The sequence below is a fragment of the Rossellomorea sp. ABR4_012 genome, assembly GCF_056159545.1.
This window is the reverse complement of record NZ_JBSWVK010000002.1, coordinates 68121-83845: the sequence shown is the minus strand read 5'-3', so window position 1 is coordinate 83845 and position 15725 is coordinate 68121. Positions and strand designations below refer to the sequence as shown.

At 47.2% G+C, this 15725-nt stretch carries 14 protein-coding genes; all 14 read right to left on the bottom strand.

Annotation, left to right across the window (positions count from 1 at the left end; translation table 11 throughout):
- Positions 1 to 15: 15 nt before the first annotated feature.
- Positions 16 to 915 carry a branched-chain-amino-acid transaminase gene (ilvE, locus tag ACXAFV_RS10015; protein WP_475126203.1) on the bottom strand — a complete coding sequence of 300 codons (900 nt, stop codon included), beginning with the start codon at positions 913 to 915 and terminating at the stop codon, positions 16 to 18.
- A 948-nt stretch (positions 916 to 1863) separates the two neighbouring features.
- Positions 1864 to 3009, bottom strand: coding sequence for a homogentisate 1,2-dioxygenase (locus tag ACXAFV_RS10010; RefSeq protein WP_475126202.1), 1146 nt, complete (start codon positions 3007 to 3009; stop codon positions 1864 to 1866).
- On the bottom strand, positions 2957 to 3940 hold the full coding sequence (locus tag ACXAFV_RS10005) for a fumarylacetoacetate hydrolase family protein (protein WP_475126201.1): 984 nt from the start codon (positions 3938 to 3940) through the stop codon (positions 2957 to 2959). Before ACXAFV_RS10005 ends, ACXAFV_RS10010 begins: the two co-directional genes overlap by 53 nt.
- Positions 3941 to 3946: 6 nt before the next feature.
- Entirely contained in the window at positions 3947 to 4558 is a 612-nt protein-coding gene (locus ACXAFV_RS10000) for a flavin reductase family protein (protein WP_475126200.1), read from the bottom strand.
- Positions 4559 to 5668, bottom strand: coding sequence for a histidinol-phosphate transaminase (hisC, locus tag ACXAFV_RS09995; protein WP_475126199.1), 1110 nt, complete (start codon positions 5666 to 5668; stop codon positions 4559 to 4561).
- Positions 5669 to 5879: 211 nt separating this feature from the next.
- The gene (gene hppD, locus ACXAFV_RS09990) at positions 5880 to 6995 is read right to left on the bottom strand and encodes a 4-hydroxyphenylpyruvate dioxygenase (protein ID WP_475126198.1); all 1116 of its coding nucleotides are present in this window, start codon (positions 6993 to 6995) and stop codon (positions 5880 to 5882) included.
- Positions 6996 to 7106: 111 nt separating this feature from the next.
- Positions 7107 to 8537, bottom strand: coding sequence for a dihydrolipoyl dehydrogenase family protein (locus ACXAFV_RS09985; protein WP_475126197.1), 1431 nt, complete (start codon positions 8535 to 8537; stop codon positions 7107 to 7109).
- Positions 8538 to 9734 carry a dihydrolipoamide acetyltransferase family protein gene (locus ACXAFV_RS09980; protein ID WP_475126196.1) on the bottom strand — a complete coding sequence of 399 codons (1197 nt, stop codon included), beginning with the start codon at positions 9732 to 9734 and terminating at the stop codon, positions 8538 to 8540. It abuts the gene before it with no gap.
- A 20-nt stretch (positions 9735 to 9754) separates the two neighbouring features.
- Entirely contained in the window at positions 9755 to 10750 is a 996-nt protein-coding gene (locus ACXAFV_RS09975) for an alpha-ketoacid dehydrogenase subunit beta (RefSeq protein WP_475126195.1), read from the bottom strand.
- Positions 10747 to 11817 carry a pyruvate dehydrogenase (acetyl-transferring) E1 component subunit alpha gene (gene pdhA, locus ACXAFV_RS09970; protein WP_475126193.1) on the bottom strand — a complete coding sequence of 357 codons (1071 nt, stop codon included), beginning with the start codon at positions 11815 to 11817 and terminating at the stop codon, positions 10747 to 10749. The genes ACXAFV_RS09975 and pdhA overlap by 4 nt, the downstream gene beginning before the upstream one ends.
- 200 nt (positions 11818 to 12017) lie before the next feature.
- A complete protein-coding gene (locus ACXAFV_RS09965) occupies positions 12018 to 13124 on the bottom strand; it encodes a Leu/Phe/Val dehydrogenase (protein WP_475126192.1) in 1107 nt (368 codons plus the stop codon).
- A 52-nt stretch (positions 13125 to 13176) separates the two neighbouring features.
- The gene (locus ACXAFV_RS09960; RefSeq protein ID WP_475126191.1) at positions 13177 to 13572 is read right to left on the bottom strand and encodes a thioesterase family protein; all 396 of its coding nucleotides are present in this window, start codon (positions 13570 to 13572) and stop codon (positions 13177 to 13179) included.
- 342 nt (positions 13573 to 13914) lie between these two features.
- A complete protein-coding gene (locus ACXAFV_RS09955; RefSeq protein ID WP_475126190.1) occupies positions 13915 to 14709 on the bottom strand; it encodes an ABC transporter ATP-binding protein in 795 nt (264 codons plus the stop codon).
- Positions 14684 to 15712 (bottom strand): ABC transporter permease, encoded by a 1029-nt coding sequence (locus ACXAFV_RS09950; RefSeq protein ID WP_475126188.1) that lies wholly within the window; start codon positions 15710 to 15712, stop codon positions 14684 to 14686. Before ACXAFV_RS09950 ends, ACXAFV_RS09955 begins: the two co-directional genes overlap by 26 nt.
- Positions 15713 to 15725 lie beyond the last annotated feature (13 nt).

Here is a 15725-nt window from a genome sequence, read left to right as displayed (position 1 = left end):
ATCATCACCTCCAATTTATCCGACTTGAGCATTTTGTTTGTAAACTTTTCTTCCATCCTGCGTGACGGTGTTTCTGAATTCCTGTAATAATTGATTTGTGTAAGAACCCGGTGCGCCGTCACCGATTACCCGGCCGTCGACCTTGACGACTGCGATGACTTCCGCCGCCGTTCCGGTCAGGAACACTTCATCAGCCGTGTACACATCGTGACGGGTAAAGACGTCTTCTTTAATGTCGAAACCTAAGTTTTCAGCAATTTCGATGATTGCATTTCGTGTGATTCCTTCCAGGGCACCGACATATCCAGGCGGTGTAAGGATCTTACCGTTCTTCACGATGAAGATATTATCAGCAGATCCCTCCGCTACATATCCCTGATCGTTCATCATCAGCGCTTCACTTACACCTGCAAGGTTCGCTTCGATTTTTACGAGGATATTATTTAAATAGTTCAGTGATTTCACTTTCGGTGAGAGAACATCTGCACGGTTCCGGCGGCTTGCAACGGAAACGATTTCGATGCCTGTTTCATATAATTCTTTCGGGAAAAGGGCTAACTGCTCAGCGATGACGATTAGCTGCGGTCGTTTGCAGGAAAATGGATCTAATCCGAGGTTTCCTACTCCACGTGAAATGACCACCCGGATGTAGGCATTTTCTAGCTGGTTTTTCTTCAATGTATCGACGATGATGTCGCACATTTCCTGCTTCGACACTTCGATATTGAGCATGATGGCTTTGGCTGAGTCATAAAGGCGATCAACATGTTCTTCCAGACGGAATACATTCCCATCGTACATTCGAATTCCTTCGAACACTCCATCTCCATAAAGAAAACCATGGTCGTAAACAGATACGACTGCGTCTTCCTTTTTAACGTATTGACCGTCCAAGTAGATCCATTGTTCGTTCATGTTAATCATTCCTTTCCCGGTTGAATTAGTTTTTTATAAATGAAGAGATATTTTTTGTTTTGCAGCAGATTGGGAGCTGCAGGGGAGCCTTATTTTCAGTAGCCTCGACTGCGTGTATGGAGCAGCCGATGACCGGTTTGTTCCGGCTCGAATTTTTATATTGAGGACAATATTACGCCCGTTTACCGGGAAGGTCAACAGTCTTTTTGTAAATTTTTTGACTATTTAGATTTATCAGACTTATGGTAACCGCTTACATCTTTGTCCTTATCGAGTTTGTTTGAAATAAATTTTTTTGGAATTTTTTTAATGAGTCATGATTCATTCGTTTGGCGGTGAGTTTGGGAGGATTCGACGGGTTTTGATGGTCAGTTTTTTGTAGAAGGAAGTTGGTCCTGTGAATAACGATTTAGGCGATTCTCAGTTCAGTAGATTAATTGATAATAGCGAATGAGTATCGGGCTTAAATGCGCAGTTGATTTTCGTGCAAGACTTCGCTTTCCGCGGGCGGCCGGTGAGCCTCCTCGTCGCACCATCTTAAGAGAGGTGTAAGTGTCCAGCTGCAGGGCTTAGAGGCACATGTCATAAGCCAAACCGGCCAAGAAGGCAAAGAACGCCTTCGTGGCCAATTCGTCTTATGCCACCCGCCTCTGAGCAAAGCCCTTCCGCTTTTCTGTTAGGAGTCTTCGTCTTGCACTCCAATCAACTGCTAAATCCATCCCTAACTTTAATAATAACCTTTAACATTGCTGGGGATGTTTAAGATTGGATATTTCAACATGCCCCCAACCATTTTGTATATCTCAAATTAAAATTTCTATAAATAAAAAAACCAACCCAAAATGCTTCAAAAGCACTTCAGATTGGTTCATTGCAACATATGTTATGTTCAGATGTAAAATATTTACACCCAGGTGTAAAAGTCTTTACACCCAGGTGTAAAACTCTTTACACCCAGGTAAACATATACTTCTCATCTTCGACATCTTTTGCTTGTTTGACGACTTTTAGTGGTTTGAAGGTGTCGATCATGACGGCGAGTTCTAATGTTTCTTTTTTGCCGATGCTTGCTTCGGTCGTTCCGGGATGGGGACCGTGCGGGATTCCGCTCGGATGGAGTGTGATGGATCCTTCCTTGATTCCTTTGCGGCTCATGAAATTCCCTTCCACGTAGTACAGCAGCTCGTCGCTGTTTACATTACTGTGGTTGTATGGGGCCGGGATTGCTTCCGGATGATAGTCATATAATCTCGGCACAAATGAGCACACGACAAAATTATGGCCTTCGAATGTCTGGTGGACCGGCGGCGGCTGGTGGACGCGCCCGGTGATCGGTTCAAAATCCTCAATGTTGAAGACCCAAGGGTATAAGTAGCCGTCCCAGCCGACCACATCAAGCGGATGATGGTCCAGCACATGTGAATGCAGGGCACCCCTTGATTTCAAAATGACTTCGAACTCGCCTTTTTCATCATGTGTTTCAAGTTTTTCCGGTCCTCTCATATCCCGTTCGCAAAACGGACTGTGCTCCAGGAGCTGCCCGTATTCATTCCGGTAGCGGCGCGGCGTGGTGATTTGGCTGAAGGATTCCACAATCAGCATCTTCGTATCTTCTTCAGGAATGACTCGGTAAATCGTGCCGATAGGAATCACGACATAGTCACCTTTTCCATAGGTGATCGTGCCGAACATCGTTTCCACTTTCCCTTTACCAAAATGGATATAGAGCATTTCATCTCCATCACCATTGCGATAGAATCGATTCATTTCCTTTGTGACAAATGCAGTCCCGATCAAGAGGTCTGAGTTCCCAAGCAGATACTCCCTGCTTTCAAGCGCATCCCCCTTCTTTTCCACCCCGTCCGTCATAAAGTGGCGGTGGCGCACAGCACCCTCCTCTTCAAATTGGGGCATATAGCTGCCAAGATAATCTGTTTTCGTGACGGCTGTCGGAAGATGATGATGATAAAGAATCGATTGTGTACCCGAAAATCCTTTTGTACCCATCACCTGTTCCCTGAAAAGTGTGCCGTCGCCTTTCTTAAACATGGTGTGACGTTTGTGAGGGATTTTCCCCATTTTGCGGTAATACATGATTTTCCTCCTCTCTTGAACTCGCGACCTTGTTTCGCAGTACGCCAAGTCCCTCTATTTCCAATTCGACTTCATCCCCCGCTTTCAGCCAGCGGTGGGTTTCCGTCCCAAGCTCCAGGATGCAGCCGGTCCCGACTGTCCCCGAACCGATGACTTCCCCGGGATAGAGGGTGACGTCCTTGGAGGCCCTTTCGATCATGTCTGCAAAAGTGTAGTGAATATCTTTGTAATTCCCTTCAGAAAGAAGCTTCCCGTTCACTTTGGCCGTCATTCTCAAGTCAAACCGGTCCCCTGTCCGTTTGGCTTCCAATTCATCTTTCGTCACTAAATACGGTCCGAATGATGTGGCGAAATCTTTTCCTTTTGCAGGACCGAGACCGACTTTCATTTCATGTTTCTGGATGTCCCTTGCACTCCAGTCATTCATGATGAAATAGCCGTAAATATGATGCTCGGCGTCTTCCTTTGAGATGTTCCGGCCTTCCTTTCCGATCACACAGGCAATTTCCAGTTCATAATCAAGCCACTCGCAGTCAGCCGGTCCGGGAACTGCATCGCCAGGCCCTTTTACCGACAGATGATTGGTGAAGTAGAAGACAGGAATGTCATACCACTCCGGCACGACATCCAGGCCCCTTTTTTTACGAGCGGTTTTGACATGCTCCTCGAATGCATAAAAGTCACGGATGCTGACCGGTCTCGGGATCGGGGCTTTCAGCGTGACATCATCCAGCAAGCGGACTCCTTTATCTCCTTCTGAACACAGACCTAGTCCTGACATTTTCTCCAGCGCTTCGTCCCCGCGACCGATCAACGAAAGGATATCCTTGGAAAGTACCCCGTCCGTTGCTTCATATAAATCTATGACAAAATCATTTTGTATCAGCCCGGTTCTGATTTCATTTCCATCATGGTAGCTTACGAGTTTCATCTTTACTCACCTTTTCCGAATCATTTCAAAAGAATCTGCCAGCGGTTTTGTATACGATTGACCGGCAAGTCTTCCCACAGGCTTTAATTTCCGTGAATCAATTTTCCCGTCAAAATAAAGCTCGTCGTCGATCCTGACGCATTCCACTTTGCCGATCACAAGGCTTCCTGCGCCTGGTGCATCCCCGAAGTGAAGCACCTGATGCAGGGTACATTCGAGCTGGACCTTGCTCTCAGCAACCGCAGGAGGTTTTACGCTGATTGATTCTTTCTTCGTTAAACCTGTTTGTTCAAACTCATCTATCCCCCGGTCGAATTCAATCGCACAGTTATTCATTTCCTCCACAAACTCTTCGCTTACAATGTTGATAACAAACTCATTCGTCTCTTCAATATTTGAAAGCGTATCTTTTTTGCTGCCGTCTTTTCCTTTTCTCATCGGGGAGAAACAGACAAGCATCGGTTCTGCAGAAATAGCGGTAAAAAAACTGAAAGGGGCGAGATTCGCTCTTCCTTCGTCATCCAGCGTCGAGACAAAGGCAATCGGACGCGGCAAGATGCTGCCAATCATTAATTTATACGCATCCTGCCAAGGAAGGGTGTGAGGCTTGATATCCATTCAATCTCCTCCTTTCGCTTTTAAAATCTCTTCCAATGAAGAAACAAACAGTTTATTGTCTTCCTCCGTACCGATTGTGACGCGTACTGTCGTCGGATATCCAAGCAGTGTCCCAGATCGGACGACGATCCCTTTTTTCACAAGCTCAGAAGAAACGAGATCTCCATTCAGTCCCGTGTCCACCATGATGAAATTCGCCTGCGACGGAAAATGGCTTACTCCAAGACGATGAAACTCTTTTTCTAAGTATTCCCGGCCTTTTTGGTTCTTATGGGTGCATTCGCGGATGAAAGACTGATCCTCAAGTGCGATGATGGCCGATCTCTGTGCGATCATGTTCACGTTGAATACGTCCTTGACTTTTCTCAGCTGTTCGGCGATTTCTTCGTTCATCACACCGAACCCGACACGCAAACCTGCAAGACCGTAAATCTTCGAAAAGGTTCTCAGGACAATCAAGTTATCAAACTGTGATAATAGTGGCAGAGTTTCGAGATAATCATCGGTTGTCACGTATTCCATGTATGCTTCGTCCACGACCACTAATATGTGGGACGGGATGCTTTCGATGAATTCCAAGAGCTCTTTCTTTCCGACGATGGTCCCTGTAGGATTGTTGGGATTACAGACGAAGATGAGCTTTGTTTTTGGAGTGATCGCCCCAGCCATGGCTTTCAGATCATGCGTGCCGTCAACCAATGGGACGATGACAGGAGAGCCGCCTTCTAAAAAAACGTTCGTCTGATACCTGGGAAACGTCACATCCGCCATAATCGCTTCGTCCCCGCAGGTCATGTACGCTCTTGTCAGGAGCCGGATGACTTCATCCGATCCATTTCCGAACACCAGCTTTTCCTTCTCCACCCCTAAAAAGGAAGCGACTTTGTTCGAAAGTTCGATGGCGGCTCCGTCCGGGTAAAGAAACAGATCTCCGTCCTCCTCCTTGAACCACTTCTTCACATTCGGTGAGCAGCCGTAAATGTTTTCATTTTCCGAAAGCTTCCTGATCGTGCTTAATCCATACTCCTTTTGCAGATCGGCTAATGTCTTTCCCAACACATAGGGAGCGATATGTGTCACCGCTTCTCTTGTTTTAAACTTAAGTGCCATACGTGATCCTCGCCTTCCTCATGGATGAAGGGGGCTGACCCGTTTCGAGTGAAAGCTCCCTTCCTTGCTGAATACAGCATTTCGCATTCAGTAGGAAATAGCTTTCCTCTTCACGGGTTAACCCCCTGACCGGTCCCTTTTGACCCCAATATCTCTCTATATTCTTTTTCTTTATCTCTATCTCTCTAATCTCTTTTTATTTTATTTATTTTTATAGATTCCCGCGGCGCTCCTGTTCACGTTCGATTGATTCGAATAGTGCTTTGAAGTTTCCTTCACCGAAACCTCTGGCACCTTTGCGCTGGATGACTTCGATGAACAGCGTCGGACGGTCGACGATCGGTTTGGTGAAAATTTGAAGAAGGTAGCCCTCATCATCTCGGTCCACTAAGATATTAAGCTCTTTAATTTTGGAAATTTCCTCATCGATTTCCCCCACACGTTCAGAGAGCATTTCATAGTAAGAGTCCGGAGTATTCAAGAACTCGACTCCGTTTTCTTTTAAAATACTGACCGTTTTTACGATGTCTTCTGTCAGGATCGCAATGTGCTGAACACCAGGTCCGCCGTAGAATTCCAGGTATTCTTCGATTTGGGATTTGCGTTTCCCTTCAGCAGGCTCATTGATCGGGAATTTGATTCTTCCGCCGTTATGCATAACCTTCGACATCAGCGCAGAGTATTCAGTCGTGATATCTTCATTGGTGAAGTGGCGCATTTCCTTGAAGCCCATGACTTTCTCGTAATATTCCACCCATTCTTCCATCCGTTCCACGTTCCCCACCACGTGGTCGACTGCAATGATTCCTGCATCCTCATTGCTTAACGCAGAATCATACTTTTCAAAGCCAGGCATGAATATCCCTTTGTAGTCTTTACGCTCGATGAGGGTATGAACCGTATCCCCGTATGTACCGATTACGGCTTTTTTCAATGTCCCTTCATCATCTTCAAGCGTGGTTGGAGGCATGATTTCAATTGCTCCTCGTTCAACCGCTCCAGTGTAAGCCTTTTCAACATCGTCCACCATAAGAGCGATGTCTTTGATCCCGTCCCCATGCTTATGGATGAATTGTGATACCCGGCTTCCTTCGTGCAGACTGCCGGTGATTACAAGCCGAACTTTATTTTGCTGCAGTACATAGGACACAGTATCACGATTCCCTGTTTCAAGGCCGGAATAAGCAACTGTTTTAAAGCCGTACGCCGTACAGAAGAAGTGAGCTGTCTGCTTTGCATTCCCTGCATAGTACTCTAAATAATCAACGTCCCTTACCGGAAATAGTTCTTCTGCTTTTTCTCTTTTCTTTGCCGTATTCTCTTGCATCCTAATCCCTCCAGGTAACTTTTTATTTTTTCTGAATATATCGTAAATAATTTCTGCAGTCTTCTCAAGAGCGGCTGTTAAAGCTGGAACGCTTTTCTGCAATAAAGGATGTTATCTTCCCGCCGCCTCTTTTTTCCGCGGAGGAAGATGAATCGCTGCCTCCTTCAAAGCTTCAACTGCTTCCAACAAACTCTCCCCATAGCTTGGATGAGCATAGAGCGGAAAGCTGAAATCCTCGTCCCTTGCCGCCATTTCAAGTCCCAGTGCTCCTGTTTGGATCAACTCGACGGCTCCGGCACCGATCATATGGATACCAAGGATGAGATCTGTTTCCTTGTCACTGACAATCTTCACTAAGCCATCTGAGGCGCCGGTGACCCCAGCATAACCATTCCCTCTTACAGGGAACTCACTCGCGGATACCGTATATCCCGCTTCTTCCGCTTCACTCTCGCTCAACCCTGCAAACGCCACGGGCGGCGTCAGTTGGAGGACAGTCGGAATATGCAAGAGATCGACTTCGGGATGCATTCCGGCGATTGCTTCCGCAGCTGCCTTCCCCTGTTTGATCGCTTTTACTGCAAGGGAAGGACCTTCCGTCAGATCGCCTATTGCCCAGAGTGTCCGGATGGAGGTTCGCCCTTGGTGATCGGCTTGAATGTAACCCTCACCGGTCAATTCAATCCCCAATCGATCGAGTCCGAGTTCTTTCACGTTCGGCTTCACTCTGCCGCTTACGGCAAAGTGACTGCTTTCAATCGAAATGGTTTCACCATTTTCTTTATTCAGTACTGTATACACCCTGTCGCCGGAACGAGAGGCCTCGTGAAGTACACACTCTTTAAGGACGTTTATTTTTTGTTTTTTAAAGAGCCTCAGGACTTCTTTTGAAATCGAAGAATCAAAAGGCAGTTCGTCCGGTAAGATAAGCGTCACTTTACTTCCAAGTACCGCAAATGATGAAGCCATCTCAAGGGAGATATAGTCTGTTCCATAAACAGCAAGCTCGCCAGGCAGTTCTTCCAGTGTAAAAATCTCCCGCTCTTTGAGAATGTTTTCAGAGTCAAAATGAATGTTCTCGGGATAATGAAATTCTCCGCCTGCCGCAATGATCGCCTCTTTAAAATTAAACAGTGAGAAGTCATGTCCGTTTTCTACACCGATTCTCGATTTGGATAGAAAGGAAGCTGTCCCTTTTACTATTTCAACTGCATTTGCTTTACAGAGCGCTTCCACCCCTTTTCGCAGCTGTGAGATCTTTTTCTCTCTATACTGCTGCAGGGTCGCCATATTCAGCTCTGTCTGTGTAAACTCCATCCCCATTTCAGACAGGTGTCCGAGCTTTTTATATTCCTGGGCAAAATGAGTGAAGATCTTGGAAGGAATGCACCCCTTGTTCAGGCATGTGCCCCCAAGCTCTTCTTTTTCGATGAGTGTCACCCTCCGTCCCAAACTTGCAGCCCTGATGGCAGCATGGTAGCCGCCTGGACCTCCGCCGATGACGACCACATCTTTGTCTTCCGTGATTTCTCCCACTACCATTTATATCAACTCCAGAAGCAAGGTTTGAGGCTCTTCGATGAGATCACGGAGCCGGTTGGTGAAGCGTACCGCCGTTCCCCCGTCAACGACCCGGTGATCGAATGACATCGACACATTCATCATCGAACGTATCACGATTTCATCATGATCATTCACCATTGGCCGTTTCTTCGTTTTATGGAAGGCAAGCAGGCCGGCCTCAGGTTCATTGATGATAGGTGTCGCACCGATCGAACCGTTCAATGGACCAACATTACTGACCGTGAATGTTCCGCCAGTTATATCCTTGATCGATAACCTATTTTCCTGCGCTTTAAGTGTCAGTTCTTTCATTTCCTGGTGGATCTCTTTCATCGACTTTGCTTCAACATTCCTGATAACGGGTACGATCAGCCCCTCATCTGTATCTGTCGCAATGCCGATGTTGTGTTCATGTTTGAGGTAGACGCATTCATTCTTTTCGTCCAGTACGGAATTGAATATAGGAAACTCTTTTAAACAGGTAGAAATGACCTTGATAAAATAAGCGCCCATGGAAATGGATTGATGATTGTTTTTCATCGTTTCTTTCCACTCTAATAGAGTCGTGACGTCTATCTCTTCAAAATGAGTGCAGTGTGCGATAGTACGAAGAGAATGGGACATCTTGGATGCGATCTGTTTCCGTCTTCCCCGGAATGGGATCGTGTTTGAATCCTGATCGGAAACGGAAGATTGAACCTCCATCGTTTCCGCGGAAGCTTCAACGCTTACAGACTTTTCAGGTGATGTCTGTTTACTTCCCCCTTGAATAAAGGCGTACACGTCTTCATCAAGGATCCTGCCGCCGGTTCCACTGCCGCTGACCTCATCCAGGTCGACTCCGTTTTCTCTCGCGATCTTCCTTGTATACGGGGAAGCAAGCACCCTTCTTGCCCGGATTCCCTGCGGCTTTTTAGGGGCGGTGACTGCATCCGTCATGCCTTCTTCCTTTTCCATGAGCAGCACAGTGGTCCCGACTGGAATCGTTTCTCCTTCTCCGACTGTCAGTTCTTTGATTCTTCCGGAGAAGGGCGCCGGGATCTCCGCAGTCATTTTGTCCGTTTGAACTTCCACCAGCGGCTGATCCGCTTTGACGGTATCTCCCGCTTTCACAAGAAAGTGATTCACGTTCGCTTCCGTCATGCCTTCTCCGATATCGTGAAGCTTGACTTCCATAAACTCCCCCCTCTGCTAATCTAGTATTCTGCCACTTTCTTCACTGCCTCAAGGACCCGCTTCTGGTCAGGCAGATAAAAATCTTCAAAACCGAAATATGGTACAGGAGTGTCAAAGCCTGTCACACGTTCCACCGGTGCTTTCTGATACAGGAAAGAGGTATCGTTGATAATCGCGAGCACATCATTCCCGACTCCGCCTGTCGCATGCGCTTCATGCACCACTACGGTCCTGCCCGTCTTCTGGACGGAGCTTGAAATAAGATCTTTATCGAGCGGATAAAGCGTCCGGAGGTCAAGTACTTCACAGGATATACCTTGCTCTCTTGCTTCCTCTGCAGCCTCTTCCGCTACCTTGACCATGGCACCCCAGGCGATGATCGTGACGTCTTCTCCTTCCTGCACCACCTTGCCCTTCCCGATTTCGACTATATATTTCTCTTCCGGGACTTCTTCACGGGAGGAACGGTAGCACCTCATCGGCTCAAGGAAAAGAACCGGATCGGGGTCTTCAATGGCCGCAATCATGAGCCCTTTTGCATCATACGGGCTTGATGGGCAGACCACCTTGATCCCCGGCATATGGGTGAAGATCGCTTCTGTACTGTCAGAATGAATTTCAGGTGCCCTGACTCCGGCCCCGTATGGAGCCCTGATGACGATCGGGCATGTATAATGACCAAGCGTTCTGGATCGCAGGCGTGAGGCATGGGTCATGATCTGCTCATAGGCAGGATAAATGAATCCCATGAACTGGATTTCCGCCACCGGCCTGAAGCCATTCACAGCCATTCCGATTGCTGCCCCTATAAAACCTGCTTCACTTAATGGGGTGTCCAAGACTCTGTCTTCCCCAAATTCCGCCTGAAGTCCGTCAGTCGCCCGGAAAACACCGCCGTTGGTACCGATATCTTCCCCCATCAGAAGCACATCATCATGTTCTTTCAGCATCACTCTCATTCCATCCGTGATCGCTCCGACCATGGTCAGCATCTTTGTCTTGGTTAACGTGTTCATCGGCTCACTCCTCCTAAGCTTTTCAGGAGCTTTTCTTTTTGTTCCCGGATCGTCCACGTCGGTGTTTCAAATACATAGTCAAAAATGACACCCGGGTCTGCAGCAGGATACGCCTCCAACTCCTCGACCGCAAGATCCACTTCCTCTGCGCATTCTTTTTCAACGGATTCCATCCAGTCTTCATCGATCCAGCCTTTTTTCTTCATGAACTTCGCGAGCCTGTCTACCGGGTCATTGTCCCGCCGTCTCGCATCGCTTTCAAGCTGATCGCGGTATTTAGTCGGATCATCGGCAGTCGTATGCGCACCATATCTCCATGTAACCGACTCGATCAAGGTTGGACCTTCTCCATTCCTCGCACGCTCTAGTGCTTTTTTCGTTTCAAAATACACAGCAAAAATATCATTGCCGTCTATCCTTACACCTGGAATATCATACGCAAGTGCTTTCTGGGCAATGGTCTTCGTTTTCATTTGTTTGTTCAGCGGGACTGAAATGGCATAGTGGTTGTTCTGATTGAAAAAGACAACCGGTGCTTCCCATACACTGGCAAGATTCAAGCCTTCATGAAAATCGCCTTCCGAAGTCGCCCCGTCGCCAAAGTAAGCAATAGCAGCATTCTTTGTGCCTTTTCTTTTTTCAGCATAAGCTGCCCCCACTGCATGCGGGAGCTGTGTTGCTATCGGAATGCCCGGGGTGAAGATATTCTTTCCTTCCGGAGGTACACACCCTTCATTTCTCCCTTTCCAGAAAAGGAGGATATTCAGCAAGGTATGGCCGAATGTCATGGTGGCACCGTGGTCGCGGTAGGTCGGGAAGAGCCAGTCTTTTTCCTCGATTGCAAGGGCAGTACCAACTTGGGATGCCTCCTGTCCTTCAAATGGTGCATATGTCCCGATCCGGCCTTGCCGCTGAAGGCTGACTGCCTTACGGTCAAAGGTGCGGATCCTGATCAAATGCCGGTAAAAATGACGGGTCAATTCTTCAGAAATCTCGTTTTCATACTCGTTTTGAATAAGTTCTCCCTGATTGTCCATCACCTGGATCATTGGAAAATCCTCGATCATTTCATCACCTCGTATGGTGCTTATTTTGTTTTTTTTCAAGTTCCAGCTCGGGCGGCAAGCCGCCTCCGCTTTTCTTATTGTCCAGCTGCAGCGGCTTGGGACTCGAGGTCATAAGTCAATCCAGCCCAAAAGGCAAAAAACGCCTTTCCGGCTGGCTCGCCTTATGCTTGTCGTCCCAGGGCAAGCCGCCTCCGCTTTTCTTATTGTCTTACCGCCCACTTAGGGCGTTTCATGTGTGAGAAGAAGCTGTTTCGTCTTGAGCGGGAGTGGATGCGCTCTTCGCAGAACCGGTCCGCTGCTTCCATTGTGGTCATCTTTTGGTTCTCTGCTTGAAGGTAAATATTCTGAAGGGTGTTGTAGATGGCACTTGTCTTTTGCAGGACGCGCTCCTTATTCGGTTCGTATAATTCATCCGCTACCTGGATCAATCCGCCGGCATTGACGATGTAATCTGGTGCGTAGAGGATTCCTTTTTCATGGAGCTTCAAACCGTGAGACAGGTCCAGCAGCTGGTTATTGGCAGAACCCGCGACTGCTTTTACTTTTAATTGATCGAGAGTATCGTCATTGATGATTCCGCCGATTGCACATGGTACGAAAACATCGGCATCGACAGAGTATATCTCATCGCCTGATACGACTTTGATGGCTGCCCCCATGTTTTTCGCTTTCGATACCAATTGATCGATGGAGTTTTGATTGATGTCCGTTACATACAGATCCGCCCCTTCATCAAGGAGCCGTTCAGCAACTTTATAGCCGACCTTTCCAAGTCCCTGGATCGCATAGCTTCTCCCATGCAGGTCCCTTGACCCCCAAATGGTCTGGTTCGTTGCCTGAAGTCCGTAAATGACACCCATCGCAGTCGGAATCGAAGAATCTCCGCTGCCTCCGTACACTTCATCCACACCGACAATGCAATTTGTCTCTTTAAGGGCATAAACAAAATCCTCAGGTTCCGTCCCCATGTCTGTGCCTGTATAGAAACGGCCGTTCAGAGATTCCACAAACTGACCGAAAGCACGGAACAGCTCAGGGTGTTTATCCTTCGCGGGATCGCCGATGATAACAGCCTTCCCTCCCCCAAAATCAACGTCTGCCGCTGCACACTTATACGTCATCCCCTTTGACAGGCGCAGTACATCGTTCAATGCTTCGTCCACTGATGCGTATGGCCTCATCCGGCATCCGCCAAGAGCAGGGCCAAGTGTTGTGTTATGTATGGCGATTATGGCTTTGAGTCCTGTATCTTCATCATTACAAAAAACAACTTGTTCATGGTTTTTGATTTGTTCAAACATATCCATTCATCTTCCCCCAGACATTTTTGTAAACGCTTTCAGATTAGAACACAAATTACTATATACTTTCTATTTTTTCTCTAATTTTCCTTTTGGGAAGGACAACCTGTTTGACCTCTCCCTTACCGATGATCCTATCATTCTTGAAATCTCTTACAGTCACTTCTGTCACAATGATGTTTCTTTCATATTTTATGACTGTTGCTTTAATTTCAAGACTGGAACCTGTGCCTGCAGGAGCCATATGCTCTACAGCGACTTTTGCCCCCATACCTTCTTCGTCTTCCTCGAGGTAAGGAAGGATGATCTTTCTTGATGCCCATTCCATGTGATAGACCATCGAAACGGTTGAGTAAACTGGATGAACAACGTTTCCCTCGAACTGGGCTTGCATCTCAGGGGTCACCTCCGTCATGATCGTGGCGGTATGCCCTTCAGCTAATCCGGACTTCATTGCTTTCCCCCTTTAAACCAACGCATTATACATATTCATATAACGTTAATTTAACGATATAATAACATTCGGTATTATAAATAGTCAATATATTGTTAAAATTTTAAAAACTCAAAACCTTGCCAAAAGGCCCGTCTCTCGGTGCTTTACATAGAAAAGCGAAAGCGCCTTGTTCAGCCCCGACAAGCGTTGGAGAGCAGACCAGTGAAGTCGCTTTTTGACTTCACTGGGCTGATCGAAACGTCTCGAGGGGCTAGGCGCTGGAGCTGGCCAATTCTCAAATTTAAGTTATACTCTCTTATAACTTAAAAAAAGTAACGGGACAGGGTCCCGTTACTTTTTTTAGGATAATAGAGCGCGGTCGCTTGCCAATTTACTTCCGCGGATTCGTTGAAATTCATTAAGGAGGCCTTCGACGGTCAGATGTTTCTTTTCGTCTTCATTGACCTCGAGGATGATCTGCCCTTTGTCCATCATGATCAGCCTGTTGCCGAGATCGAGTGCCTGCTGCATATTGTGGGTGACCATCAATGTTGTCAGATGATATTTCTCCACGATTTCCTTTGTCAGGTTCGTGATCAGATCGGCGCGGGCCGGATCAAGTGCTGCGGTATGTTCATCGAGAAGCAGGATCGATGGTTCCGTGAAGGTTGCCATCAATAATGAAAGTGCCTGCCTTTCCCCGCCCGACAGCAGTCCCACTTTTGCATTTAGACGGTTTTCCAACCCTAAATGCAACGATTCCAATACCTCTTTGAAAAACTCTTTCCTCTTCTTCGTCACACCAAGCCGGAAAGTTCTTGTCCGGTTTCTCGAAAAAGCCATCGCCAGGTTTTCCTCGATCGTCATGGAAGGGGCCGTTCCTGCCATCGGATCCTGGAATACACGCCCGATCAGCTTGGAACGTTTATATTCGGATACCCTTGAAACCTCATGATCATCAATGTACACATTTCCTACATCCGGCAGCAGAACTCCGGAAACGATATTCATCAATGTCGATTTTCCAGCTCCGTTACTGCCGATGACTGTGACGAAATCACCTGGTTTCATGGTCAGCTGAATATCGTCCAGGGCGATTTTTTCATCCGGTGTGCCTTCATTGAATACTTTATGAATTCGATTTAATTGCAGCACCGTTATCACCCTTTCCTTCGGTAATCGACGTCTTTCCTATTCGTTCAGCCATCCTTTGTTCTTTTCGTTTTTTATTTTTGTAATGATCCATTACTTTCGGCATGATCAGAGCCAGAATGACGATTGTTGCAGTGATCAGTTTCATGTCACCTGTTTCAAGGAAATCGACCCGAAGTGCCATGCTGACGACCAAACGGTAAATGATTGCCCCGCCTATGACAGCGAGGGTGGTACGGGCAATCGTTTTTGTACCGAATAATGCTTCCCCGATGATGACGGAAGCAAGACCGATGATGATCATCCCGATCCCCATTCCGACATCCGCAAACCGGCTGTACTGCGCAATCAGGGCACCCGACAGCGCCACCATGCCATTGGAGATCCCAAGGCCCAATATGATCATTAAGTTGGTGTTGGCAGAGAAACTTCTGATCATCCGCTGATTGTCCCCAGTGGCACGCAAGGCCAAACCGATTTCTGTTTTTAAAAATGCATCCGTCAAAAATTTGATGGCCAGCGTAATGATGACCATGATGAACAAAATACTCCATGTACCTGGAAGGGGCTCACCCAGTCCGACCGCCATCCAAAGTTTATTAAGGGCTGCATCGATTCCGAGCGGAGCCCACATACTTTCTACTCCAGTAAAAGTCGTCTCCTGGCTCAGTAAAGGAACATTCGACCGCCCCATGATCCTGAGGTTTATCGAATATAGGGCAATCATCATCAAGATCCCCGATAATAAAGCATTGATTTTACCAAATGTGTGAAGCAATCCTGTTATACATCCTGCTATAAATCCAATCACGATCGCAGTTATCGTTGCGATGATCGGGTTTACGCCACTGACAATCATGGTAGCAGCGACAGCAGCTCCGGTAACGAAGCTGCCATCGACTGTTAAATCAGGAAAATCCAATATCCGAAAGGACAAGTAGACTCCGAGGGCCATAATAGCGTAAATGATTCCGGATTCAAAGGATGCGAATATTGCTGTCGGCACGAATCATCATCCT